Annotated in this window: 26 protein-coding genes; 11 read left to right on the plus strand and 15 right to left on the minus strand. The window is 73.4% G+C overall.

The window, feature by feature from the left end; all coding sequences use genetic code 11:
• Positions 1 to 48 precede the first annotated feature (48 nt).
• Positions 49 to 768 (plus strand): ferritin-like domain-containing protein, encoded by a 720-nt coding sequence (locus IE172_RS07455; RefSeq protein WP_190096284.1) that lies wholly within the window; start codon positions 49 to 51, stop codon positions 766 to 768.
• 152 nt (positions 769 to 920) lie between these two features.
• Here the strand turns inward: IE172_RS07455 and IE172_RS07460 are convergent, their stop codons facing one another.
• Both IE172_RS07460 and IE172_RS07465 read right to left on the minus strand, forming a co-directional pair.
• Positions 921 to 1,505 (minus strand): TerD family protein, encoded by a 585-nt coding sequence (locus IE172_RS07460; RefSeq protein ID WP_190096285.1) that lies wholly within the window; start codon positions 1,503 to 1,505, stop codon positions 921 to 923.
• Between the two features lie 152 nt (positions 1,506 to 1,657).
• The gene (locus IE172_RS07465; protein ID WP_190096286.1) at positions 1,658 to 2,233 is read right to left on the minus strand and encodes a TerD family protein; all 576 of its coding nucleotides are present in this window, start codon (positions 2,231 to 2,233) and stop codon (positions 1,658 to 1,660) included.
• Positions 2,234 to 2,726: 493 nt separating this feature from the next.
• On the opposite strand from IE172_RS07465, the gene IE172_RS07470 reads away from it, so the two are divergent.
• A complete protein-coding gene (locus IE172_RS07470) occupies positions 2,727 to 4,187 on the plus strand; it encodes a DUF5933 domain-containing protein (protein WP_229885888.1) in 1,461 nt (486 codons plus the stop codon).
• 57 nt (positions 4,188 to 4,244) lie between these two features.
• On the opposite strand, the gene IE172_RS07475 is transcribed toward IE172_RS07470, so the two are convergent.
• Positions 4,245 to 5,018 carry a polysaccharide deacetylase family protein gene (locus IE172_RS07475; protein ID WP_190096287.1) on the minus strand — a complete coding sequence of 258 codons (774 nt, stop codon included), beginning with the start codon at positions 5,016 to 5,018 and terminating at the stop codon, positions 4,245 to 4,247.
• A gap of 154 nt (positions 5,019 to 5,172) precedes the next feature.
• Positions 5,173 to 5,676, minus strand: coding sequence for a TspO/MBR family protein (locus IE172_RS07480; RefSeq protein ID WP_190096288.1), 504 nt, complete (start codon positions 5,674 to 5,676; stop codon positions 5,173 to 5,175).
• A gap of 162 nt (positions 5,677 to 5,838) precedes the next feature.
• On the opposite strand from IE172_RS07480, the gene IE172_RS07485 reads away from it, so the two are divergent.
• Positions 5,839 to 6,273, plus strand: a complete 435-nt coding sequence (locus tag IE172_RS07485; RefSeq protein ID WP_190096289.1) for an ATP-binding protein — start codon at positions 5,839 to 5,841, stop codon at positions 6,271 to 6,273.
• Positions 6,274 to 6,401: 128 nt separating this feature from the next.
• On the opposite strand, the gene IE172_RS07490 is transcribed toward IE172_RS07485, so the two are convergent.
• A complete protein-coding gene (locus tag IE172_RS07490) occupies positions 6,402 to 6,572 on the minus strand; it encodes a hydrophobic protein (protein WP_145872017.1) in 171 nt (56 codons plus the stop codon).
• Between the two features lie 138 nt (positions 6,573 to 6,710).
• On the opposite strand from IE172_RS07490, the gene IE172_RS07495 reads away from it, so the two are divergent.
• The gene (locus IE172_RS07495; protein ID WP_190096290.1) at positions 6,711 to 6,884 is read left to right on the plus strand and encodes a CsbD family protein; all 174 of its coding nucleotides are present in this window, start codon (positions 6,711 to 6,713) and stop codon (positions 6,882 to 6,884) included.
• A gap of 114 nt (positions 6,885 to 6,998) precedes the next feature.
• On the opposite strand, the gene IE172_RS07500 is transcribed toward IE172_RS07495, so the two are convergent.
• The 9 genes from IE172_RS07500 to IE172_RS07540 all read right to left on the minus strand — a co-directional run bounded on the left by IE172_RS07500 (position 6,999) and on the right by IE172_RS07540 (position 14,721).
• Positions 6,999 to 7,643, minus strand: a complete 645-nt coding sequence (locus IE172_RS07500; protein WP_190096291.1) for a response regulator transcription factor — start codon at positions 7,641 to 7,643, stop codon at positions 6,999 to 7,001.
• Positions 7,634 to 8,854, minus strand: a complete 1,221-nt coding sequence (locus IE172_RS07505) for a sensor histidine kinase (RefSeq protein WP_435808747.1) — start codon at positions 8,852 to 8,854, stop codon at positions 7,634 to 7,636. Before IE172_RS07505 ends, IE172_RS07500 begins: the two co-directional genes overlap by 10 nt.
• A gap of 104 nt (positions 8,855 to 8,958) precedes the next feature.
• The gene (locus IE172_RS07510; protein ID WP_190096293.1) at positions 8,959 to 9,609 is read right to left on the minus strand and encodes a DedA family protein; all 651 of its coding nucleotides are present in this window, start codon (positions 9,607 to 9,609) and stop codon (positions 8,959 to 8,961) included.
• A 272-nt stretch (positions 9,610 to 9,881) separates the two neighbouring features.
• Entirely contained in the window at positions 9,882 to 10,283 is a 402-nt protein-coding gene (locus tag IE172_RS07515; RefSeq protein ID WP_190096294.1) for a protein-tyrosine phosphatase family protein, read from the minus strand.
• Between the two features lie 116 nt (positions 10,284 to 10,399).
• On the minus strand, positions 10,400 to 11,731 hold the full coding sequence (locus IE172_RS07520) for a UDP-glucose dehydrogenase family protein (RefSeq protein WP_190096295.1): 1,332 nt from the start codon (positions 11,729 to 11,731) through the stop codon (positions 10,400 to 10,402).
• A 30-nt stretch (positions 11,732 to 11,761) separates the two neighbouring features.
• Positions 11,762 to 11,992 (minus strand): hypothetical protein, encoded by a 231-nt coding sequence (locus IE172_RS07525; RefSeq protein ID WP_190096296.1) that lies wholly within the window; start codon positions 11,990 to 11,992, stop codon positions 11,762 to 11,764.
• A 116-nt stretch (positions 11,993 to 12,108) separates the two neighbouring features.
• Positions 12,109 to 14,004, minus strand: a complete 1,896-nt coding sequence (locus IE172_RS07530) for an AfsR/SARP family transcriptional regulator (protein ID WP_190096297.1) — start codon at positions 14,002 to 14,004, stop codon at positions 12,109 to 12,111.
• Positions 14,001 to 14,183, minus strand: a complete 183-nt coding sequence (locus IE172_RS07535) for a hypothetical protein (protein ID WP_190096298.1) — start codon at positions 14,181 to 14,183, stop codon at positions 14,001 to 14,003. Before IE172_RS07535 ends, IE172_RS07530 begins: the two co-directional genes overlap by 4 nt.
• A 241-nt stretch (positions 14,184 to 14,424) precedes the next feature.
• Positions 14,425 to 14,721 (minus strand): hypothetical protein, encoded by a 297-nt coding sequence (locus tag IE172_RS07540; protein WP_229885851.1) that lies wholly within the window; start codon positions 14,719 to 14,721, stop codon positions 14,425 to 14,427.
• A 161-nt stretch (positions 14,722 to 14,882) separates the two neighbouring features.
• On the opposite strand from IE172_RS07540, the gene IE172_RS07545 reads away from it, so the two are divergent.
• Positions 14,883 to 15,869, plus strand: a complete 987-nt coding sequence (locus tag IE172_RS07545) for a LuxR C-terminal-related transcriptional regulator (RefSeq protein ID WP_190096300.1) — start codon at positions 14,883 to 14,885, stop codon at positions 15,867 to 15,869.
• A gap of 72 nt (positions 15,870 to 15,941) precedes the next feature.
• Here IE172_RS07545 and IE172_RS07550 read toward each other — a convergent pair whose 3' ends face one another.
• Positions 15,942 to 16,925, minus strand: a complete 984-nt coding sequence (locus IE172_RS07550) for a UDP-glucuronic acid decarboxylase family protein (RefSeq protein WP_190096301.1) — start codon at positions 16,923 to 16,925, stop codon at positions 15,942 to 15,944.
• A 350-nt stretch (positions 16,926 to 17,275) separates the two neighbouring features.
• On the opposite strand from IE172_RS07550, the gene IE172_RS07555 reads away from it, so the two are divergent.
• The 6 genes from IE172_RS07555 to IE172_RS07580 form a co-directional block, all read left to right on the plus strand.
• Positions 17,276 to 18,031: a HalD/BesD family halogenase gene (locus IE172_RS07555; protein ID WP_190096302.1), complete on the plus strand. Its 756-nt coding sequence runs from the start codon at positions 17,276 to 17,278 to the stop codon at positions 18,029 to 18,031.
• A gap of 54 nt (positions 18,032 to 18,085) precedes the next feature.
• Positions 18,086 to 19,066 (plus strand): glycosyltransferase family 2 protein, encoded by a 981-nt coding sequence (locus IE172_RS07560; RefSeq protein WP_229885854.1) that lies wholly within the window; start codon positions 18,086 to 18,088, stop codon positions 19,064 to 19,066.
• Complete coding sequence (locus IE172_RS07565; RefSeq protein ID WP_190096304.1) at positions 19,063 to 20,310, plus strand: ATP-grasp domain-containing protein; 1,248 nt, start codon at positions 19,063 to 19,065, stop codon at positions 20,308 to 20,310. The genes IE172_RS07560 and IE172_RS07565 overlap by 4 nt, the downstream gene beginning before the upstream one ends.
• Positions 20,307 to 20,975, plus strand: coding sequence for a hypothetical protein (locus tag IE172_RS07570; protein ID WP_190096305.1), 669 nt, complete (start codon positions 20,307 to 20,309; stop codon positions 20,973 to 20,975). The genes IE172_RS07565 and IE172_RS07570 overlap by 4 nt, the downstream gene beginning before the upstream one ends.
• A 20-nt stretch (positions 20,976 to 20,995) precedes the next feature.
• Positions 20,996 to 22,303 (plus strand): phenylacetate--CoA ligase family protein, encoded by a 1,308-nt coding sequence (locus IE172_RS07575; protein ID WP_190096306.1) that lies wholly within the window; start codon positions 20,996 to 20,998, stop codon positions 22,301 to 22,303.
• The coding region (locus tag IE172_RS07580; RefSeq protein ID WP_190096307.1) for a hypothetical protein at positions 22,300 to 23,529 on the plus strand (1,230 nt) is incomplete at its 3' end. The genes IE172_RS07575 and IE172_RS07580, both read left to right, overlap by 4 nt.

A 23,529-nucleotide genomic window follows, 5' to 3' on the forward strand; every position in this document is an offset into this window, starting at 1 on the left:
TGCCGGTGAGCGTCTCCCCTTTCCGGGGTACGGCGGAGGGGAGATCGGGTGCGGACGGGCGGCTTCGCCGAGTGGACCGGGCGGTTCGAGGACGAGCGCGGGCGCAGACGGGCGCAGGGCGATCCGGACTGGGAGCGGGGAGCGACGCTCCCGCCGGCGGTGTGGGCCGGGATCCGGCGCTTCCAGGTCGGCGAGGACGGCGACGGCGCCGACCTCGTGGCCAAGGCGGACGCGGCCGGCGACCCCGACTACGCGCGGGCGGTCCGGCTCTTCGTGGCGGAGGAGCAGAACCACGCGCGTCTCCTCGCCCGCCTGCTGGCCGCGGGCGGGGTGCCGGTACTCACCCGCCACTGGAGCGACACGGTCTTCGTACGGCTGCGGCGCCTCATGGGCCTGCGCACGGAGCTGCTGGTGCTGATGGTCGCGGAGGTGGTGGCACTGCGCTACTACCGCGCCCTGCGCGACGGCACCGACGATCCGCTCACCACGGACGTGGCGGCCCGGATCCTCGCCGACGAGCTGCGCCACGTCCCGTTCCACTGCGCGCGCCTGCGCGTCTCCCTGGCGGAGCTGCCGGGCCCTCTGCGCCGCCCGGTGATGAGCCTGTGGCGGCTCCTCCTCCTCGCGGCCTCCCTCGTCGTGGCGGTCGACCACGGTCCGGCCCTGCGGCGGTTCGGCCTGACCCGGCGGCGCTTCGTGTCCGACGTCGCCGCCTCGTCCGGCGAGGTCGTCACCGCGGTGCTGACGCCCGGTGCCGATCCGTCCTGACCGGGTGCGGTCCGTCCGGTCGCTCCCGTGCCGGCCGGGCGTCCGGGACCCCTGGTGGAGCGGGGCGCGCACCCGCGGGTGCCGGGAGCGACCCGGGGCAGAGGCCTCCGCGAGCGGCGACGCGCTGCCCGCGCCCGCCCCTCGCGGACGCGCTACTTGCTGACGGCGAAGCGCATCAGGGCGTGCTCGTCGCCCTGCTTGACCTTGCCCGTCTCGTTGATCACCTCGAGCTTCCAGGAGCCGTTGACCCGCACGGCCTTCGCCACGGCACAGCCGTTGTCCTGGCTGAGCAGGCTGGGCCAGATGTCGGCGACCTGCTGGGTGCTCCCGCCGGTGGCGTCGTAGACCTTGAAGCTGATGTTGCGGGCCTTCTGGAAGGAGCTGCCCTTCTTGTAGGCGGCGGCGACGAATACGACCGACGTGATGGCGGAGGGCAGCCGGGCGAACTCGACGGTCACCGTCTCGTCGTCCCCGTCGCCGTGGCCGGTCTGGTTGTCGCCGCTGTGGAGCAGCGAGCCGTTGCCCATGGGGTCGAGCGAGTCGAGGCCGGCGAGGCGGACCGGGTCCCCGCCCTGCATGGCGACGGCTATCAGGTCGAGGTCGGTGCCGGTCTTGCGGCGCAGCTTGCCGAGCACTCCGCCGCTGCTGCCGGCGGTGGGGTCCCAGGAGACACCGATGGACAGGTGGGTGACCCCGTCCAGGTCCGCGGGTCCGTCTTCCTTGGTGAGCGTGATCATGCGTGAGTCATCCTCCGTCTGCGGATCTACAGCCCAGAGTCTGCCTGGTGCCGTGAAGATCCGAAATGGCGGGTCTGTCACAGCCGCGGCGGCCGGGCGGGGGCAGGGAGCCCGTCGGCCGGGCTGCCCCCCGCCCGGCCGGGGCGGTCGGATCAGACGTTGACGCCGAAGTCGGCGGCGATGCCGGCCAGTCCCGAGGCGTAGCCCTGTCCGACGGCGCGGAACTTCCACTCGGCGCCGTTGCGGTACAGCTCGCCGAAGACCATGGCGGTCTCCGTCGATGCGTCCTCGGACAGGTCGTAGCGGGCGATCTCCACGTTGTTGGCCTGGTTGACGACCCGGATGAAGGCGTTGCGGACCTGGCCGAAGCTCTGGCCGCGGTTCTCCGCGTCGTGGATGGAGACCGGGAAGACGATCCGGTCGACGGTGCCGGGCACGGCGGCGAGGTTCACCTTGACCGCCTCGTCGTCGCCCTCGCCCTCACCGGTGAGGTTGTCACCGGTGTGCTCGACCGAGCCGTCGGGGCTGGTGAGGTTGTTGTAGAAGACGAAGTGCCCGTCGGAGAGCACCTTGCCCGACGCGTCGAGGAGCAGGGCCGAGGCGTCGAGGTCGTAGTCGGTGCCGGTCGTGGTGCGTACGTCCCAGCCCAGGCCGACCAGCACGGCGGTCAGGCCCGGTGCCTCCTTGCTGAGTGAGACGTTGCCGCCCTTGGCCAGGGAGATTCCCATTGCGTACTCCTTCTCGGCAGGTGTGGTCACGGTCCGTGCGGCGGACGGGACCAGGTGTATCGAGGACATGGAAGACGTCCTGAGGGGTCGGTCAGTTCCGGGACCTGCCCGACAGCCGCTCCGGCGCTCCCTTCCACCGCCGCGTCCCTCGGCGCGGGTCCGTACACCCTATCTTCTACACGTATGTAGAGCGTGAGGTGGTGGGCGCGGTGGTGAGGCGGGGCGGGTGAGAGGTGAGGACGGAACGCCCGGCGCGTCCCTCCCGTCTTGTTCCCGAACGGCTGTTCCTCGCAGGGAGGGCACGGTCCTGATCAGAAGATGGGACGATATCCGCCCCGACGCGAGCACCTTCTAACAAAGCTGACAGAAGTTGAGACACATACCGCCGCAGAACGTTCAGCGCACACGAATACCCGGGACGACCGGGGCCAGCGGGACGACCGAGGCCGTCGAGGCCCCGGTACGGCGCCGGCCGCGGACCGTCCTGTGGACCCTGGCCGCCGTGGTGACCCTCGGCTTCCTCGTCGGGCTGGAGCTGGCCGCGCGCCACTACGGCACACCGGGGCCGCTCACCCTCCAGGCGCGCGAGGTGATCCACGCCCCCAAGTCGGGGGGCCTGCTGTACGCCTCCATGGCGCTGATGACGGTGGTGCTCACCTGGCGGCAGCGGTTCGTGGCGGTGGGCGCGGCGGCCGGCATCGACCTCGCCTTCCTCGCCGTCCGGTGGGCCGCCGACATCGACACCGCCGGCGGCCACCCCTTCGGCAACGGTGCCCTCTGGGTGACCCTGGGCGTCGCGGTCGTCGCCGTCACCCGCCGCACCGGCCCGGAACGCACCCTGCTGCTGAAGGGCGTCGGCCTGGCCCTGCTGCTGATGGCGGGCCGCAAGACGGGCGACACCTGGCTGCTCATCACCTCCAAGACCCGCCCGATGGTGCTCGACCAGTACCTGGCCGCCGCCGACCACGCGCTGGGCAACCCGTCGTGGCTGGTGGGCCGGGTGGTGGAGGCCACCGGGGCGGTCGGCTTCAACTTCCTCGACTTCGTCTACGGCAATCTCGCGGTCGCCGCCGTCGTCGCCGCGCTGTACCAGCTGCGCCACGTGGCGGCCGAGCGCCGCTTCCCGCGCCACCACCTGGTGCGCACGTTCCTGGTGATCGGCCTCGTCGGACCCGCCTTCTACATGATCTTCCCGGTGGTCGGCCCGCTCTTCGCCTACGGCACGGGCACCGAACACTGGTCGGCCATCAGCCTCTGGGCCCCGGACATGCCGGCCACCGCCCCCTGGTCCGTGGGGGACCTGTGGCCGGGCACCCTGCCGCCGGCCGACGACCCGAGGTCCATGCCGTTCGACGGGATCACCCCGCGCAACTGCATGCCGAGCCTGCACACGGCGTGGGCCGTCGCGATCTTCATCCACACCCGCAGGGGCCCGGGCCCCCTGCGCCACGCGGGGACGTTCTGGCTGGTCGCCACCCTCTGCGCGACGCTGGGCTTCGGCTACCACTACGGCGTGGACCTGCTCGCCGGCGTCGTCTTCACCCTCACCATCGAGGCGGCCCTGCGCGCGTACGACCGCGGCTGGGACCGCGCCGGAATCCGGCTGGCGGGCCACGGCACCCTGGTCTTCACCGCGCTGCTGCTGTCGTACCGCTGGCTGCCCGTGGAGATGGCCCGGCTCCCGTGGGTGGCCGGCCCGCTGCTCCTCCTGGCGACGGCCTCGGTCGTGTACGGCTACGTGCGCGTCACCGGGGCGTGGTCGCGGGAGACCGCGCCGGCCCCGCTCCCCGGCCCGGGGCCGGAGCCGGCCCGGGCTGTGCTGCCCGCCCCCGCGGGCCCTGTGCGGCCCGCTCCCGCCGACCCCGTGCCGCCCGCTCCCGCCGACCCCGTGCGCCCCGCGCCCGCCGACCCCGTGCCGGGCGACCGCGCCCAGGACGTGGTCGACAGCACGTGACCGGCCGGACCCCGGACGGCCGGACGCCCGGTGCGCCGGACCTCGGCGCACCGGGAATCAGCGCACCGGGAAACCGAAGGTGTACCCCTGCTCCTTGAGCCAGGGGAGGACACGGCGCAGCGCGTCGACGGTCTGGGAGCGGTCGCCGCCCGCGTCGTGGAAGAGCAGCGTCGGCCCGTTCGGCAGCTCCCGCTCGACCGTGGCGACGATGGCGTCCGCGCCGGGCTGCTCGAAGTCCTTGGTGTCGACGTTCCAGCCCAGCGGGCGCATGCCCCGGGAGGCGGCCAGCTCGCGGCTGTAGGGGGTGAAGGCCCCACCGGGGGCCCGGTAGTACAGCGGCCGCACGCCCCCGGACGCCTCGGTGATCGTGCGTTCGGCGTCGAGGATCTGCCGCGACTGGTAGGCCTCGGACTTCCGGTCCATGGCGGTGTCGTGGGAGACGGAGTGGTTGCACAGCCGGTGACCGGCCGCGACCACGTCCTTCACCAGGTCCGGGTGGGCCTCGGCCTGGGTGCCCGTCACACAGAACGTGGCCTTCACCCCGTGTTCGCGCAGCAGGTCGAGCACCTGCGGGGTCCACCGGGGGTCGGGGCCGTCGTCGATGGTGACGTTGACGCCGCGCGGCCCCGCGTCGGAGGCGTGCACGATGGTCTCCGAGACGCGCGCGGCACCGCTGCCCGGCGACGCGGACGCGGCCGCCCGCGACGGCGGACCGCCCGTGACCTCGGCCTGCGCCGTCCACACCGACGCGCCGACGGCCAGCGCCGTCACCCCGAGTGCCGCACCGGCCACCTTGCCGTACCAGCCCCGCCCGCCACCGTGCCGTGCCATGCCCGCCCCGCTTCCGCACCGTCGATCGACCCCGGTCCCCCTCGGGAACCACCTGGGGGGACGGGGGACGGACGGCCGCGGATGCGTCCGTTACCGATCACGGACGATTCCGCAGGAGTTCACGGACAACGGCGCGACGGACCGGCCATGCGGCTCAGGCGGACGGATTGCGCCGGACCAGGGACAGGTTCAGGGCGGTCGCGAACAGGCACCAGGCGGCGTAGGGCGCCAGCGCGGCCGCGGCGGTGCGGTCCGCGGCGGCCACCCGGCGGACGAGGTGCGCGTTGCTGAGGTCGAGGGCCAGGGTGCCGGCCAGTCCCGCGCGCGCACTGCGCCGGCGGAAGAAGGCGTGGTTCCAGCCCGCGTTGAGCACCAGGTTCGCCGCCAGGGCCGCGGCCAGCCCCGCCCGCTGCCGGCCGCGCGTCCCGCTCAGCGCGCGGCCCGCGCTCCAGGCGATGGTCGCGTACAAGGGTGTCCACACGGCGCCGAACGTCCAGCCCGGCGGCTGCCAGGCCGGCTTGTCCAGGGACCGGTACCAGGTGCTGTCGGCGTCGACCGCCCGGGCGCCGGCCACCGCCGCGGCCGCCACGGCGACGGCGGAACCGGCCGTCCACGCGGCACGGCCGGACGGTCGCGCGTCCTCACTGATGAGCCTCATCCCGTACGGGTACCCGTCGGACGCCCCGACAGCTCACGACCGGTACCGGACGCCGCATCCGCCGCAGGGGACCCATGAAAACGGACACAGTGGGTAAGCGAACGCAATCGAAGGCGACAATCCGTGATCAGAAGGACGCCGAGCAATGACGGAGACACTTCCATGGTCATCCCGCTCATGCCGCAGGCCGGGGACGACGCCCGGCCGGAACCGCTGCGCTTCACCACCGCCTGGGATCTGACGGGTGTCCCCATCGCGGACACGCGGGACGCCGTGAGCGCCCTGCTGGCGCGCGCCGGCCGCGCCGCCGACCGGGAGTCGGCCCTGAGCGCACACCTGGTGGTCAGCGAGCTGGTCACCAACGCGGTCCGCCACGCACCCGGCCCCGGCTCGCTCCTGCTGGTCCTCGCGCCCGGCGCGGACCGCCTCGACATCGCCGTCCGTGACAGCTCCCCGCACCCGCCCGTGGTGCGGCCGCGCGACCCGCACCGCATAGGCGGCCACGGCCTGCTGCTGGTCACCCGCCTGTGCGAGTACCTGCACACCAGCCGGCTGCGGATCGGCAAGCAGGTCATGGCCCGCATGCGCCTGATCTGAGGGTGGGGACGGCACACCGCCGTCCCGCCCCCCCGGCCGGGCAACGCGCCGGGGCCCTGTGACACGCCGAGGGCCCGGCCACCGCGGTGGCCGGGCCCTTCACGGGCGTGGTGGGGCGCAGGGACGCCTCACCATCGGTACCAGCGGCCGCGACCACCGCCCGCCGAGGTGGAGCGCATGACGAAGCCGAGCAGCCAGATCACCAGCACGGCGATGGCGACCCACCAGAGGATCTTCACGGCGAAACCCGCGCCGAAGAGGATCAGGGCAAGGAGCAGAACGAGCAACAGGGGAACCATAGTTATCAACCTCCTGGGCCACCGGATGCCCTCGGTCGGCACCCTCACTCCTCATTGACGCCTTGTTTGTGAAGGAGAAGTGCGGGCACCCGGGCTGCACCACGACAGCGGCAAGAACGCTACGAGGAGGCGTGTTCCATGAGTTCCGGCGAGAAGGCCAAGGCGAAGACCGAGCAGGCGCAGGGCAAGGCCGAGGAGACCCTGGGCCGTGCCGTCGGCAACGAGCGCATGGCAGCCGAGGGGCAGGCCAAGAAGAGCAAGGGCGACGCCCGCGAGTCCAAGGAGAAGGCGAAGGACGCCTTCAAGCACTGAGGCCGCCGCGCCGAGCGAGGGGCCGCCCGGGTCCGACCCGGGCGGCCCTTCCGCGTGTCCGCGCGGCGTGGCGCTCCCGGACGCGCCGGGCCGCCCGGTGGGGACGGAGACCCCCTACGACTCCAGGTAGCGCAGGACCGCCAGGATGCGCCGGTTGTACCCGGTGGTGTGCGGGAGGTCCAGTTTGGTGAAGACGGCGTTGAGGTTCTTCTCCACCGAACTCAGCGAGAGGTGCAGCTTCCGCGCGATGCCCGTGTTGGTGTACCCCATCGCCAGCGCCTCCAGCACGGTGCGCTCGCGCGGGGTGAGCCGGGTCAGCGGATCGCCGTGCGTGGTGCGCACGAGCAGCCGCCGTACGACCTCGGGGTCGATGGCGGCCCCGCCCGCGTGGATCCGCTCCAGGGCGTCCAGGAACTCCTCGACCTGGGCCACCCGGTCCTTGAGCAGGTAGCCGACCCGCTCGGCGGTGGAGGCCAGCAGCTGGGCGGCGTAGTTGCGTTCGACGTGCTGCGAGAGCACCAGCACACCGACGTCCGGGAAGCGCTCGCGGATCTCCACGGCGGCCCGCAGGCCCTCGTCGGTGTGGGTCGGCGGCATCCGGATGTCGGCGACGACGACGTCCGGCCGGTGCCTGGCGACCTCCGCGAGGAGCGTCACCGCGTCGCCCAGCGCCGCCACCACCTCGTGGCCTTCGTCGGCGAGCAGCCGGACCAGGCCCTCGCGCAGCAGGGTCGAGTCCTCGGCGAGGATCAGGCGCACGGCAGCTCCGCGGAGATGGTGGTGGGTCCCCCGAGGGGGCTGTCGACGCGCAGCACGCCGTCGAGGGCGGCCACCCGCCCGCGCAGTCCGGCCAGCCCGCTGCCGGCCGGGTCCGCGCCGCCCCGGCCGTTGTCCTCCACCCGTACGGCGAGCCGGGCCCCGTCGAGCGCCACCCGCACCTCGACGGCGGTGGCCGCGGAGTGCTTGGCGGCGTTGGTGACGGCCTCGGACACCACGAAGTAGGCCGCCGCCTCCACGGGTTGGGGCAGCGGCGCGCCGGCCTCGAAGCGGATGCGCAGCGGGATGCCGCACCGTTCGGCCACCCCGCCCAGTGCTTCCTCCAGACCCAGGCTGTCCAGCGCCGAGGGGTAGACCCGCCAGGCCACTTCGCGCAGTTCGGTGAGGACGCCCTGGGACTCCTCGTGCGCCTGGAGCAGCAGCGCGTCGGCCCGCTCGGGGTCACGGCTGCGACGGGCCCGGCCGAGCAGCATGGCCAGCGCGACCAGACGCTGCTGGACGCCGTCGTGCAGATCGCGTTCGATGCGCCGGCGTTCGACGTCGACCGCCCGCACCACCGCGGCCCGGCTGGCGGCGAGTTCGTCGATCCGCTGCCGGAGCAGTTCCCGCTCGGAGGGGCCGAAGCACTCGCGGGCGGTGCGGGCGTCCAGGGCGGCCAGCGAGTACAGGCCCTGCACGTCGAGGAAGAGCAGGACGCCGCCCAGCACCGCCTGGGTCAGCAGCTCCTCCCAGCCGAGGCCGCCCCGGACCGCCCCGTTGACCAGCAGCGAGGCCAGCACGGCGCCGAACACGAGCAGTCCGGTCACGACGGCGCACAGCAGTCCCGTGGAGCAGCGGACGGCGAGGTAGCGCAGGACCTTCCGGTCGGAGGCCCGGTAGTGCGCGGGGAAGCGGTCGCCGAAGAACACCGAGCGGCGGCTCCGTTCGAGCGCCGTGAGGCGGCGCGCTCCGGCCATCAGCACGCGCAGGGCGTCGCGGCGGGTGCGCGGCCACAGCAGGAACGGGCCGAGGACGACTCCGGCGAGGAGGAAGTGGAGGGTGCCGAGCAGGGCGGTGGCGCAGCCGAGCAGCACACCCAGGACCCGGCGCGCCCGCGGGGCCGGCGGGGCGGCGCTCCGGTCGTCGCCGGGGTCCGCGGGGCCGAGGGCTGCCGCGGGGCCGTGGGACGCGGCGCCGGTCACGTGCTCCTGCACAGCGCCCGAGCCTAGGGCGGCCGGACGGCCCCGGGCAAGATCGCCGGGGGCCGTCGGCGGGAGCACGGGGCGAGGGGCGGCGGGGGAGCGGCGGCCGGTACGCATCAGGCGCGGCGGTGCCGGGCCGTGCCGCGGCTCCTGACCCGTACGGTCACGAAGGCGGCGAGGGCGACGACGGCCAGGACCAGGACGGCCTTGCTCAGGACGCCGACATAGGTCTCCACCTCGCTCCACCGCCCGCCGAGCCAGTAACCGGCCAGCACCAGGGCGCTGTTCCAGACCAGGCTGCCGAGCGTGGTGAGCGCGGCGAACACCGGCACCGGCATCCGTTCGATGCCGGCGGGCACCGAGATCAGGCTGCGGAAGATCGGCACCATCCTGCCGAGGAGGACTGCCTTGGTGCCGTGCCGGGCGAACCACTCCTCGGTGCGCCGCAGGTCGGAGGTCTTCACCAGCGGCAGCCTCGCCCACAGCGTGTACATCCGCTCCCGGCCGATGAGCGCGCCGATCCAGTAGAGGGCGAGCGCGCCGACCACCGAACCCAGTGTCGTCCAGAACAGTGCCGAGGCGAGGCTCAGCACTCCCTGACCGGCGGCGAAGCCGGTCAGGGGGAGGATGATCTCGCTGGGCAGCGGCGGGAAGACGTTCTCCAGGGCGACGAACAGGCCGGCTCCGGGGCCGCCCAGCGCGTCCACGAGGTCGGCGGCCCATCCCGCGACACCGTCCGCGGGCTCCTGGGGGAGCGCCAGGGTCATGTGATGCACAGTCGGTCTCCAAGGTGGGGGCGGGGGCAGCGGGGCGGCTGCCCCCGATGACCTCCAACCTAGGAACCGGGTGCCGGCGGCGGTACGAGGGTTGCCGTCCGGTCCGGTGCGGTTCCCCGCACCGGGACCCTGCGGGAAACCGCAGGGTCCCGGGGGTGACGCGGAGTCCCGGGGCCGGCCGGCCGGGCGCGGACGGGCCGGGCCGCTCGTGCCTACGGCCGTCCCGGTCCGGCCGTGCCGGCGACCTGACGGACGAAACGCCGTTACCACGGCACCTCGACCGCGCGGGGGTGGTGGTTCCGCCGCACCCAGGTGACGGCCTCCTCGGGGTTCATGCCCTCGACGACGCAGAGCGCGGAGAGTGCCGTGCCGGTCCGTCCGACGCCGCCCCCGCAGCAGACCTCCACGCGTTCGTCCCCGGCACGGTCGTAGGCGGTGCGGAGCGTGCGCATGGCCTCCCCGGGGTCGGCGGGGAGCCAGAAGTCCCGCCAGGGGATCCAGACGGACTCCCAGGGCGGCGCGGGCGGCCGGCGACCCGTCAGGTGCACGGCCGGCGTGGGGGGCTGGCCCTCCGGCAGGCCGTGTCTCCGTCCGCGTCCGCGGATCCTCCGCCCCGAGGGGAGCGTGATCACCGCGGGAGTGGCGGTGTTCCACGGTCCGGTCATGAGGTGTCCCGTTCCGGTCGGCTCGATCGGATGACGTGCCGGCGGTCGCCGCCTCCCGGGCGGGGCGGGGCGTCACACCTGTCGGGCAGGACACGGTAGCGCGCGGCGCCGCGCCCTCAGCCCGTTCGCGGCAACCCGTCGCGCGCCGCGGGCCGGGTCGCCCGGCCCACGCCCATGACGGTGAAGCCCGCCGCGGACAGGGTGGCCGGATCGAGCAGGTTGCGGCCGTCGAAGAGCAGCGGGCGGCGCATGCGGCGGGCCGCGGCCCGCCAGTCGGCGGTCCTCAGCTCCGGCCACTCGGTCACCACGATCGCCGCGTCCGCGCCCGTCACCGCCTCCAGCGGTGAGGCGTGCCGCGTCACCGATGTCCACGGCTCGACCGGTCCGGGGCGGCCCATCGGGTCCCAGCCGGTCACCTCGGCCCCCTCGGCGAGCAGCCGTGAGGCGATCACCGCGCTGGGGGCCTCGCGCATGTCGTCGGTGCCCGGCTTGAAGGTCAGGCCGAGCAGCGCGACCCGCCTGCCCCGGAGGCCGCCGAGCTCCTCCTTCAGGCGCCGCACCGCCCGCCTCGGCTGCAGTTCGTTGACCTCGATGACGGCGTTGAGCAGCTGGAAGGGGTAACCGGAGTTGCTGGCCATGGTCCGCAGCGCACGGGTGTCCTTGGGGAAGCACGAGCCGCCGTAGCCGAGACCGGCGTCGAGGAAGTGCGGGCCGAGGCGCTGGTCCATGCCGACGGCCCGGGAGACCCGCCGGATGTCCGCGCCGGTCGTCTCGCACACCGTGGCGATCTCGTTGATGAAGGTGATCTTCGTGGCGAGCAGTGCGTTGGAGGCGAGCTTGACCATCTCGGCGGAGGCCACGTCCATGATCTCCACCGGCGCGTCCACGCCGGCGTACAGGTCCCGCACCCAGTGGGCCGTGGCCTCGTCCGCGGCGCCGATCACCACCCGGTCGGGGCGCAGGAAGTCCTCGACGGCCCTGCCCTCGGCGGTGAACTCGGGGTTGGAGGCGTATCCCACGTGGCCGAGCCCGGCCCGGTCGAGCGCGGCCCGCACCCGGGCGCCGGTGCCCACCGGCACCGTGCTCTTCACGACCACCGCGACGAGGGCCGGGACGTCCCCGATCGCGTCGACGACCGACCAGACCCGGGTCAGGTCCGCGTCGCCCGACGCCGTGGGCGGGGTGTCGACGCAGACGTACACGGCCTCGGCGTCCCGCAGGGCGTCGGCCGCGTCGAGCGTGAACGAGAGCCGCTCCTTGTTCTGGGCGATCAGATCGCCGAGCCCGGGTTCGAAGAGGGGCACCTCCCCGGAGCGCAGCAGCCGGATCCGCTCCGGCTGGATGTCGCGCACCACCACCCGATGACCGAGCTGGGCGAAACACGCACCCGTCACCAGGCCGATGTAACCCGCGCCGAAGACGGCAATGTTGCGTGGGATGTCGCTCATGGGCGGAAGTCGTCCTCCGTCATGACGCCCTCAGTTCCGGCGTCCCTGGTTCCTTGGATGGTTGCGGGCCGTGCGCTCGTTGCCGAACTTGTACGAGCCGGTCCAGCGCGCCATCACCTCCTGCTCGTCGCCGGCCTCCACCTCCTCGGTGAAGCGGACGGCGCGCTGGCCGCGCAGGGTGGTGGCCTTGCGGCCCCGGTGGGTGATGACGACGGTGCCGTCGGCACGCGTCTCGTAGCTGAATCCGAACGGCGCGGGCATGGCCGGCTCCACTTCGTGTCTGTCGTGTCGTGCGGTGCGGTGTCGGTGCGCGAACGCCGTGGGGGGCGCCCGCCGGTGCGGGACCGGCGGCAGGCGAGCGGCGGTACGCGCGGACTCTAACCGGTGTGGCGGACCGCCCCGCCGGGCACGGCCGGTGGGGCCGAGTGGTGCACCGGGAGGGGCAGCGGGACCGTCCCCTCCTCTTCGGCGAGGCGGGCGCGGGCGAAGAGGCGCACCAGCGGATGCAGCCGGTACCCGTACCCGCCGCGCCACCGGACCGCCTCGCACCAGTGGGCCTCGGCGAGTCCCGCGAGCAGTTCCTCCGCCCGGCCGGGAGCGGTCGCGAGTGCCGCCGCCGCGACGTGCGGCAGCAGCGGGTGCGGGCCGAGGGCCGAATGGAACCGCAGGGCGCGCCGGCTGTGCGGGTCCAGCCCGCGGTAGCCGGACCACAGGCGGTCGGCCAGGGACAGGTCGGCCAGGGTGAGTTCGTCCAGGACGCGCCCGGGTTCGGCCAGCCGGTCCGCGAGCCGGGCCAGCGGCCAGTGGGGCCGGGCCGCCGCCCGGCTCCCGGCGATGCGCAGCGCGAGGGGGAGCCCGGCGCAGGCCTGGACGATGCCGGCCGTCGCCCCCGGCTCCGCCGAGGTACGGGTGCTTCCCGCGAGCGTGTCGAAGAAGGCGCGCGCGTCGGCCGCGGGCAGCGGCCCGAGCGGGGTGCGCCCCGGTCCGTCGAGGGCGTACAGGCCCGCACGGCTGGTGACCAGGGTCGCGCAGCCTTCGGTCGCGGGCAGCAGCGGACGGACCTGCCGCTCGTCCGCCGCGTCGTCGAGGACGAGCAGCAGCCGGCGCCCCGCGATCCGGGTCCGGTAGGCGCGGACCCGTTCGTCGAGCGTGCCGGGTGCCGGGCCGGGCGGGACGCCGAGCAGGCGCAGCAGCGCGCCGAGCGCGTCCGCCGGGTGCAGCGGGTCGGGTCCCGAGCCGCGCAGATCGAGGTGGATCTGCCCGTCCGGGTAGTGGTCCGCGACGCGGTGGGCGCTCACCAGGGCGAGTGCCGTCTTGCCGACACCGGGCATGCCGGTCACCGTGTGGACGGCGGGGCCCGTGCGGTCCCCGGTGAGGGCCCCGGCCAGCCGCGCCACCTCCTGCTCGCGGCCGGTGAAGTCGGAGGGCGCGGGCGGGAGTTCGGCGGGCACGGCCGGCCCGGCCCGGTCCGCGGCCGCCGTGGCCCGTGCGGTGGCGCGCGGCAGCAGCGACGGGCTCCCGGTGAGCATCGCCTGGTGCAGCCGCTGGAGTTCGGCGCAGGGTTCCAGGCCCAGCTCCTCGGCGAGCGTGGCGCGTGCGGCCCGGTAGGCGGCGAGCGCGTCGGCCTGCCGCCCGGAGCGGTACAGGGCGGTCATCAGCCGGCCGCGCAGCCCTTCGCGCAGCGGGTGGGCCGCGACCAGCGCGATGAGTTCGGCAACGACCTCGGCGTGCCGCCCCAGTTCCAGGTCGGCGCTCAGGCGCTGCTCCAGGGTGGTGAGCCGCTCTTCCTCGAGCCGGTCGCGTTCCAGGTCGGCGAGCGGGTCGCAGACCCCGCCGAGGGCGGTGCCGCGCCAGACGCCGAGCGCCCGGCGCAGCACCCGGGCGGCGGTACCGGGAGCGCCGCCGGTGAGCGCCCCGGCGCCGCGCGCCGCGTGCCGGCGGAACTCCAGGAGGTCGACCCCGACGCCGTGTTCCGGCAGCCGGAGCAGGTATCCGGGACGCCGGCGCTCCACCGTGACGGCGGGGCCGAGCAGCCGGCGTACCCGGGAGGCGTAGGTGTGGATCTGGGCCGAGCAGGTGACGGGCGGCGACTCGCCCCACAGCAGTGCGGTGAGTTCCGTGTCGGGTACGACCCGGCCCCGGGCGAGCAGCAGGGCGGCCAGTACGGTCCGGGGCTTGGCCCCGCCGAGGTCGACCGGTTCCCCGTCGCGGTGGGCCTCGAGGGGACCCAGCAGGTTCAGGGTCAGGCTGTCCTCCGCGGCCACGGTGCTCACGGGCCCCAGATGTTGACGGGCTTGGCCGTGGCGGGCGGGCCCTGCGGGGCGCCGACCGTGGCCACGTGCGGGTCGGACGCCGGGTCGCCGCCGGTGGTGCCCCCGAGGGTGACGGCAGCGGCGAACGCCGCGGTGAGGGCGACGGTGGACGTGGTGAGGAAGCGGAGCGAGAGTTTCATCGGTACCCCTGTGGACGAAACGGTCGTCTGGCTCCGGCCGGGGTGCACGCGGACGTGTTCCGGCCGGATCCTTCCGGGGCGGTCCGTGTCGTGGACCCGGTGCCCCTTTCGGTGAGATCACTGTGATCGTCACCGGCGGTCGGGGACAGGGGTTACGCGTGTCAGGGAGCTGCAGTGGCAGGACCCTGACAACGCTGACCAGGCGGGCGGGGTGGGCCGGACGTGCGGGGAAGCGTGGTCCTCAGTGCTCGCTCTGCTCGGTGAGCAGCTCGACGAGGAGGGGCAGGGGCACGCAGGAGTGCCTGCTGAACCGGGGGCCGCCGGCCGCGCAGCGGTCGAGGACGGTGTCGCAGCACCGCTCCGCCTCGGCGAGGGTGGGCCGTTCCACGAAGAGCACCGCTTCCACGGACCGGCCGAAGGGCTGCGCGTAGATGTGCTCCACGCCGTCGCCCGGGCGGACGGCCGCCCACAGCAGGGCCCGGGTCTCCGGGGGCGAGGGCGAGCGAACGCCGTCGACGATGTCAAGCCGGACATTCACTAGATACACGATGGTTGCCCCGCAAAGATTTTCCTGATGCATATTGAATCAACACAGATTTCCGGCCATCGCATAGAGTGTGGCTCCACAGCGGCACTCCGGCCCGAAATCGCCGGAAACGTCGGCGGTCGCCCGGGCCGCCACCCTTGGGGGAGGGAAGCATGCTTGGGGAACTGGGTCTCGGTCCTGACGAGGAGGCCGTGTACCGGACCATGCTCGCGGAGGGGGCAGGCGGCGTGGCCGGCCTCTGCGAAGGACTGGGCTGGAGTCAGGAGCGCGCCCGCGCGGCGCTCGACCGGCTGGCCGCCCTCTCCCTGGTGCGGCCGTCGGCCGACGGCGGTCCCGGCCGGGCGGTCGACCCGGAGGTCGGCCTGACGTCGCTGCTCATCGACCAGGAGGCCGAAGTCCTGGAGCGGCAGCGGCAGATCAGGGCGAGCCGCCTCGCGGTGACCCGGATGGTGGCCGACATCCGCGCCTCCAGCGGCCGGGCCACCGAGGTGCACAAGCTCCGGAGCATGGACGAGATCCAGTCGAGGATCGAGCACCTCGCCGACACCTGCACCACCGAGATCGCGGCGTTCGTGCCCGGCGGCGGGCAGAGCGAACGGCACCTGGAGGCGGCCCGGCCGCTGGACCGGGCCGCCGCCGACCGGGGGGTGCGGCTGCGGTACGTCTTCCTGGACAGCGCCCGCAACTGCCCGGCCACCCGGGCGTACGCCCAGTGGCTCACCGAACGCGGCGGCCAGGTGCGCACCGTGCCCCGGCTGCCGCCCCGGATGCTGATCTACGACCGTGCCACGGCGATCCTGCCGATGGATCCCGCCGCCGCCGATCTGGGCGCCCTGGTGCTGCACGGCACCGGTGCGGTCACCGCCCTGATGACCCTCTTCGACCAGATCTGGCAGCAGTCGTGCCCGCTGGGCGAGACCGTCGCGGCGCGGGCCGACGACGACCGGCCCTCGCCGCCGGAGCAGGCCGTGCTCGGGCTGCTCGCGGAGGGGATGACGGACGACGCGATGGCGCGCCAGCTGGGCGTGTCGGTGCGCACCGTCCGGCGGATCACCGCCGACCTGATGCAGCGTCTGGGCGCGCGCAGCCGGTTCGAGGCGGGTGTGCTCGCGCACAGCAAGGGCTGGGTGCAGCGCTGACGTCCCGTCCTGCATGCCCGCTCACCGTCCCGTTCTCCTCGTGCGGCCGCGCGCCCATGGTGTCAGCGGTTCCTACTTTTCCTCTGCACCGGCCAACTGCAGGGTCTCGCGGTCGGCCCCGGCTTGCCCGCGGAACCATTCGATTGTCTCGATCAGACCACGTTCGGTGCCGAACTCCGGCCTCCAGCCGAGCTGTTCGCGTGCCCGCGTGATGTCGGGCCGGCGCACGGAGGGGTCGTCGACCGGCCGGGGCACGTGGACGACGCCGGAGGCGGACGCGGTCAGTTCGCGGATCCACTCGGCGAGCCGGAGCACCGGGATCTCCTCCTGGTTGCCGAGGTTGACCGGTCCCGCGAGCCGCGCCCCGGTCATCCGCACCAGTCCGTCGACGAGGTCGGTCACGTAGCAGAGCGAGCGGGTCTGCGAGCCGTCGCCGGCGACGGTGAGCGGCTGCCCGGCGAGCGCCTGCCGGATGAAGGTGGGGACGGCGCGGCCGTCGTGGGCGCGCATCCGGGGACCGTAGGTGTTGAAGATCCGCACGATGCCGGCGTCGACACCGAGGCTCCTGCGGTACGCCATGGTGAGGGCCTCCGCGTACCGCTTGGCCTCGTCGTACACCGAGCGCGGGCCGACCGGGTTGACGTTGCCCCAGTAGCTCTCCGGCTGGGGGTGCACCAGCGGGTCGCCGTACGTCTCCGACGTCGAGGCGAGCACGAACCTGGCGCCCTTGGCGCGGGCGAGGTCCAGCAGGTGCCGGGTGCCCTCCGATCCCACGCGCAGGGTCTCCAGCGGGAGTTCGAGGTAGTCGACGGGTGAGGCGGGCGACGCCAGGTTGAGTACGGCGTCGACCTTCCCCGCGACCGGTGGCGCCCCCTCGACGAGGTCGGCCTCGATCAGCCGGAACCCGCTCTCGCCGGCGAGGTGGGCCACGTTCCGGGCGCTCCCGGTGACGAAGTTGTCGACGCACACGACCCGCCAGCCGTCCGTGAGCAGCCGCTCGCACAGATGCGAGCCGACGAAGCCCGCGCCACCGGCCACCACCGCTGTCCTGGTCATTCCCGATCCCTCCCTGAATCCCTGCGGAATATCCGTGTGCAGGGCATGCCCGTGATACTCGCGGGGGAATTCGGTGAAACCCCCCGGGGTCCCGGTATTGGACCGCATGGAGAATGTCGGCGCAACGCTGCGTTCTTCACGCTGGACGGCGGTGTGAGGTCCTCATGTCGGGGGTGAAGAACTCATGCCGGGGGCCGGGTGGTTTCTTCATGTGAAATCGGTGAGGCGAGCACTACCGAACGCGCGGGCCCGCGCCACAGAATCGGTGCACCGACAGCGGCAGAAAAGGATCCGGGTCACCGGACCGATGGATGGAGATCCGGCCGCACGCCACACGAGGAGCAGCCCGCATGACGCAGAACGCGATTACCGCAGCGAACGTCGAAGAGCTCATCGCCAAGAACATCACGGAGCGGTTCGACAACGACCACGAGGTCCTCAAGCTCTCCCAGCACTTCCGCCGCGAGGGTTACGTCAAGCTGCCCGGCCTGGTCTCCGAGGAGGTCTTCGAGGCGGTCGCCGCGGAGACCCACCAGCTGATCGACACCCACCAGAAGCGCATCGACATCCGCCTCAAGGAGACGGGCGACTCGCCGCGCTTCATGTCCACCGTCGGCCAGAAGGCGATCGCCACCGACGGGTCGCTGATCCCGGCCGTCTACGAGTCGCCGGCGCTCAAGGGCTTCCTCTCCCGCCTCGCCAAGGAGGAGGTCATGGACTGCCCGTGGGACGAGGAGAAGTACATCATCACCCGCCAGCACCAGAAGGGCGACACCCACGGCTGGCACTGGGGCGACTTCAGCTTCACGGTCATCTGGCTGATCGAGGCGCCCTCCCTGGAGTACGGCGGCATGCTCCAGTGCGTTCCGCACACCGACTGGAACAAGGACGACCCGCGCGTCGAGGAGTACCTGCAGCAGCACCCGATCCGCTCGTACGGCCACGCCCGCGGCGACCTGTACTTCCTGCGCTCGGACACCACGCTGCACCGCACCGTCCCGCTGAACGCCGACAGGACCCGCATCATCCTCAACACCTGCTGGGCGAGCCGCACCGACAGCCAGAAGGCGACCACCCACGAGACGATGAACGCGATGTTCGACTGATTCACGAAAGGCGGGAGGAAGAGCGGGGAGAAGAGGATGACCAGAATGCCTGCCATGCTTTCCATCACCGCGATGGTGCCCTGTTACAACGAGGAGGAATGCATCGAGCGGGCATATCTGGAAATCAGCAGGGAGATATACCGGTACGAGGACTCCGAGATCCTCTTCGTCGACGACGGAAGCACCGACGGAACGCTCGGCATCATCAAGCGGATCGCCCGCGAGGACCCGCGTGTCCGGTACCTCTCCTTCGCCCGGAACTTCGGCCTCGAATCCGCCTTCACCGCGGGATTCGCGTACGCGTCGAAGGAATGGACCGTCCAGCTCGACGCCGACCTGCAGTCGCCGCCCGCCGAGCTCCACAAGCTGGCGCGGCGGGCCGTGGAGGGCGGCTACGACGCGGTCTTCGCGGTCCGCGCCGGCCGGCAGGACCCCTGGTACCGCCGGCTCGGGACCTACGGTCACCAGGCCGTCGCCACCCGCATCCTCGGCATCGAACTGCCCGTGCGGGCCTCGGTGTTCCGCGTGGTGCGCACCGTGGTGGCCCACAAGGTCGCCGACTGCGACGTCAGCACCCCCTACTTCCTCGCCACCCTGCCGCTGATCGGCGCCCGCTACACCACGGTGGAGACCGCGCACGCGGCCCGGGTGGCCGGGCGGGCCAAGTGGTCGCTCGGCAAGCTGTTCCGGCACGCCGCCGACCTCTTCGTCGGCTTCTCCTACCGGCCGCTCACCCTCATCTACCTCGCGGCGGCCGTCGCCGCGGTGGCGGCCGGGACGCTGACGCTGCTCCAGGGCGACGTCCGGCTGCTCGCCACCGCGTCCGTGCTGCTGCACGTCCTCGGCCTCGGCGCGCTCGCACTGCTCGCCCGCTACCTGGTGCGCATCATGCGCGGCGGCGAGGGACTCCCCCGCTACCAGATCCGGGAGGCCAACGTGCCCGTGCGGCCGCGCGACGACCTCTACGCCCACCGCCCCGCACCCACCGGCCGGGCCGTGCCCGCGCCACTGCCGCAGACAGGGAACCTGCCATGACCAAGCCCCACATCCTCGTCCTCGGCGGGGGCGAGGACCAGCTCCCCGCCTACCACGAGGCCCGCCGCCTCGGATACGGGGTCATCGGCGTCGACCAGCGGCCGGAGGCGCTGGGCGCGGCGGCCGCCGACCTCTTCCTGTGCATGACCACCCGGGCCCCCGAGGAGATCGCCGCCCGGATCGGCCACCTCGACGTCGCCGCGGTGATCTCCCCGGCCAGCGACGCCGCCCAGGAGTCGGTGGCCGCCCTCAGCCGCATCCTCGGCACCCCGCACCAGCCGGCCCCGGACGCGGTGCGGGCCTCCGTGGACAAGGGCTACTTCCACAGCGTCCTGGAACGCGTCGGACTGCCCGGCTACGGCCACCTGCGGTCCACGGACCCGGTCGAACTGCGCCTGGCCGCGGCCACCCTGCCGCTGCCCGTCATCGTCAAGCCGAACGACTCCTCCGGCAGCAAGGGCGTCCAGGTCGTCGCCGACCCGGCGGCCCTGCCCGCGGCGCTGGCCGAGGCACGGGCGCACTCCTTCTCCGGCGAAGTGATCGTGGAGGAGATGCTGCTCGGCAAGCACCTGTCCGCCGAGGCGTTCCTGCGCGACACGAAACTCGCGACCATCGCGGTCACCGAGCGCGCCACCACCGGCGCACCCCACATGATCACCACCGCGCACACGGTGCCCGCCGAGCTCTCGCCGGCCACCGAGATCCGGCTGCGCTCCATGATCATGGACATCTGCGTCGCGCTCGGCCACACCGACGGCCCCGTCAACTTCGACTTCGTCGTCGACCGCACCGAGGAGATCCGCTTCATCGAGATGGGCGCCCGGCTCGGCGGCAACGGCATGCCGCTGCTCGTCCGGCACGCCCACGGCATCAACACCTACGAGGCGGCCCTGCGCCTGGCGCTCGGCCAGGACTTCGACCTGGCGCCCCGCCACGACAAGAAGACCGCCCTGCAGATCCTGAGCACTGACACCGACGGCGTCCTGCGCACCGTCCACGGCGAGGACGCGGTCCGCGCCCTGCCCCAGACCGCCGAACTGCGGCTCTTCGCGGGCCCCGGAAGCCAGGTCCGCCGCTACACCCAGGCCGGCCACAAACTCGGCTACCTCCTGCTCGTCGCGGACAGCCACGCCGAGCTGCGGGCGGCACAGGCCAAGGCCCGGGCCCTGCTGCGCTTCGACGTGGAGCCCGCCGCCCCCGCCCCGGCCCGCCGCCCCGAATCCCTTACGGAGAAAGTTCGTTGAACACCGTACGGCGCAACGCGCCCTTCCTGATCCTCGCCGCGCTCGCCGCGGTCTTCGCGGGCATCGTCTGGTTCGCCATGCCCCACGACCGTGAGGTCAAGAGCCTGGGCATCCTGCTGTTCAAGCTGGTGCCCTTCGTGCTCGCCACCGAGGCGATCGCCCAGCTCGACCCGGTCTGGGCCCAGCGGATCCGCCTCCACCTGGTGGTCCCGGTCTGCTTCCTCGTCTACTTCCTCTACTTCGTCCCGAAGATCTTCTTCGTGGCCGAGAACCACCCCGAGCTCTACTACTACGTCCTCACGCTGACCCCGTTCGTCATCCTGAGCCTCGTCCTCGCCTTCCGCATCGGCGGCGGCGCCTCCCACCTGGTGCGCCGGCTCTCCTACGCGATGATCCTGCTGATGCTGTCCGGCCTGGAGGACCTGGCCTACCTCACCGTGAACGAGCACACCGACCCCGCGTGGCAGACCATCCCCGAAGTGTGGACCTGGGCCTCGCACATGACGGTCCGCCTCGGCCACCCGGCCAGCAAGTACGAGGCGTTCACCCTCATCGCCGTGCACATCGTGCTGGCGCTGTTCGTCCTGTTCGCACCCAAGCGCTGGTTCGCCCCCGTCACCCGGGTCTTCCGCCGCGCCCCCGTCCAGGCCCCCACCGCCGGCTGACCCGCGAAGGACCGTACGAGATGTTCCTCCGAGAGGCGCTGTACGTCCCCGTCACCTGCGCCCGTCAGTACGGCAGCCGCGCCGCCCTGCGCCGGCGCCAGCTCACCCAGCTCAACCGGATGCTGGCGCACGCCAGGGCCGAGGTGCCGTACTACCGCGACGACCCCGCCTACCGGACCGGCCCGCTGCGCTCCCTCGCCGAGGTCGCGAAGCTCCCGGTCCTGAGCAAGGAGGTGCTGCGCAGCCGCCCCCTGGAGGAACTCCTCGCCGGCGGGGCCGACCCCGCCCGGCTGCCCACCTTCCGCACCAGCGGCTCCACCGGCCGCCGGGTGACGGTCGTGCACGACCACCACAGCCACGATTACCACATGGCCGCCTGCGTCCGCCGCTTCCTGGCGACCGGGCGCTACCTGCCCACCGACCGCCTCTCCCACATCAGGCCCTTCGCACCGCCCTCGCGGCGCTTCGAGAAGATCGGCCTCTTCCGCCGCCACGTCCTGCTCACCGACCGGCCGATGGACGACATCAAGGCCGAACTCCTCGCCGCCCGCCCCCGGGTGCTGATCGGCTACCCGGTCCACCTGCGCGCCCTGCTGCGCGCCCTGACCGCGGCCGAACTGGCGGAGCTGCGCCGCACCCTGCGCCTGGTCATGACCGAGTCCGAACTCCTCGTCGACGCCCACCGGGCCCGGTTCGAGGAGGAGTTCGGCGCCCCGGTGCACGACGAGTACTCGGCCTTCGAAGTGCTCAACATCGCCTACGAGTGCCGGCACGGCCGGGCCCACCTCGCCGAGGACCGGCTCCTCGTGGAAATCCTCGACACCGACGGACGACCGCTGCCGGACGGCGCCGAGGGCCGGGTGGTGGCGACCGCGTTCATGGAACGCGCGATGCCGCTGATCCGGTACGACCTGGGCGACGTCGGCCGCGTCGAGACCCGGCCGTGCCCGTGCGGGCGGCGCTTCCGCACGCTGCGGCTCACCGCGGGCCGGGTCAACGACTCGGTGCTGCTGCCGACCGGACGCCACCTGTACCCGGACACCTTCCTGCACCTGGCGGCGACCTTCCCGGGCATCGCCGAGTGCGCCGTGCACCAGGACCGCACCGGGGCGGTACGCCTCGACGTGGTCCCCTCCGGACCCCTGGACCGGGACGGGTGGGCGGAGGTGGCCGCAGGGGTGCGCGAACGGCTGCACACCGTGGCCGGCTGCGCCTTCCCGCTCGACGTCGTCCGGGTGGGCCGGGTGGAGATCACCGCCGGCGGCAAGGGCCGCTTCGTCACCTCCGAGACGGCGGTGGCGCAGCCCGAACCGACGGGGCCGGCGTGAGCACGGCACCGGCCACCGGGGCGGAGAAGTCCTGGCGCCCCGGCCCCCGCCGCCTCGCCTCGCTCCTCGCCGGGCGCACCGCCTTCCGGCTCACGCTGCTCGGCGCCAACACCGTCCTCCTGGCGCACTGGGGGCAGGGACCCTACGAGCGGTACGCGGCCGCCATGGGCACCGCCCAGGTGCTCACCACCGTCACCTCGCTCGGCATCGAGAAGTCCGCGCTGAAGCTGGTGCCCCGGGCCCGCCGCACCGGGCCCCAGCTGATCACCGTCTTCCTGGCCTGCGCCGGCCTGCTCACCACCGCCGTCGTGCTCTGGCTGGCCGGCACGGCCCTGCTGAACCCCCCGCGGGGCGGGGCGGTGGCCCTGCTGGCCGGCCTGTACATGGCGCTGCTCGGCCTGAACACCGTCCTGGTCGGGCTGTGCCGGGCGCTCGGCCGCGACCGCGCCGACATCGCCAACTTCACCGCCCTGTCGGTCGTCGTGGTCACCGGGACCGGCGGGGCGACCCTGCTCGGCTGGGGCCCCGAAGGCTTCACCGGCTGGATCCTCGGCGGCACCGCCCTGCTCAACCTGGTCCACGTCCCGGCCCTGCTGCGCTCCGCCTCCCGGCCGGTACGCCGGGGCGCGGCCGTCCCGGCAGTGTCCACATCGGCGCTGATGGCCTGCGGCGACATCGCGGCGGCCGGCACGGTCAGCGTCCTCTTCGCCCTGCTCGGCGCCTCCCGGCACCACGAACAGACCGGCCACCTCTACCTGATGGTCCTCGCCTCCTCGGTGCTGCTCAACGGCTTCGGCTACGTCCTGCGGCTGTTCCAGCCGCACGTGTCGCTGACCCTGCGGACACTGGACGCCGCGACGCTCGACCGCCGCGTGGTGCGCCGGCTGCTCCCGCTGGCGGTGGCCGGTGCCGCCTGGACCGCCGCCGCCCTGCTGCTCGCCCGCTCCACCCAGGGCTCCGGCCTCCTGCCGCCCCCCGTCGTCGTGCTGCTCCTGTACGTCCTGTGCACCCCGCTGGTCTTCGCGATGGGGAGCCTCAACTACCTGCTCGAGAACGCCGGCGCGCACACCCTGCGCGCCACCGCCGCGGGCGCCGCCGCGGGCCTGGCCTGCGCGGTGCTGGCCGGGGCGTTCCTGGTGCCCGCGCTCGGCGCGATCGGCGCGGTCGGCGCCCTCGCGGCGGGCGAGGCGGCCCACGCCCTGGCCGCATGGCTGCTCCTCGGCCCC

It is taken from the genome of Streptomyces griseoflavus (assembly GCF_014649995.1).
Classification (GTDB): Bacteria; Actinomycetota; Actinomycetes; order Streptomycetales; family Streptomycetaceae; genus Streptomyces; species Streptomyces griseoflavus.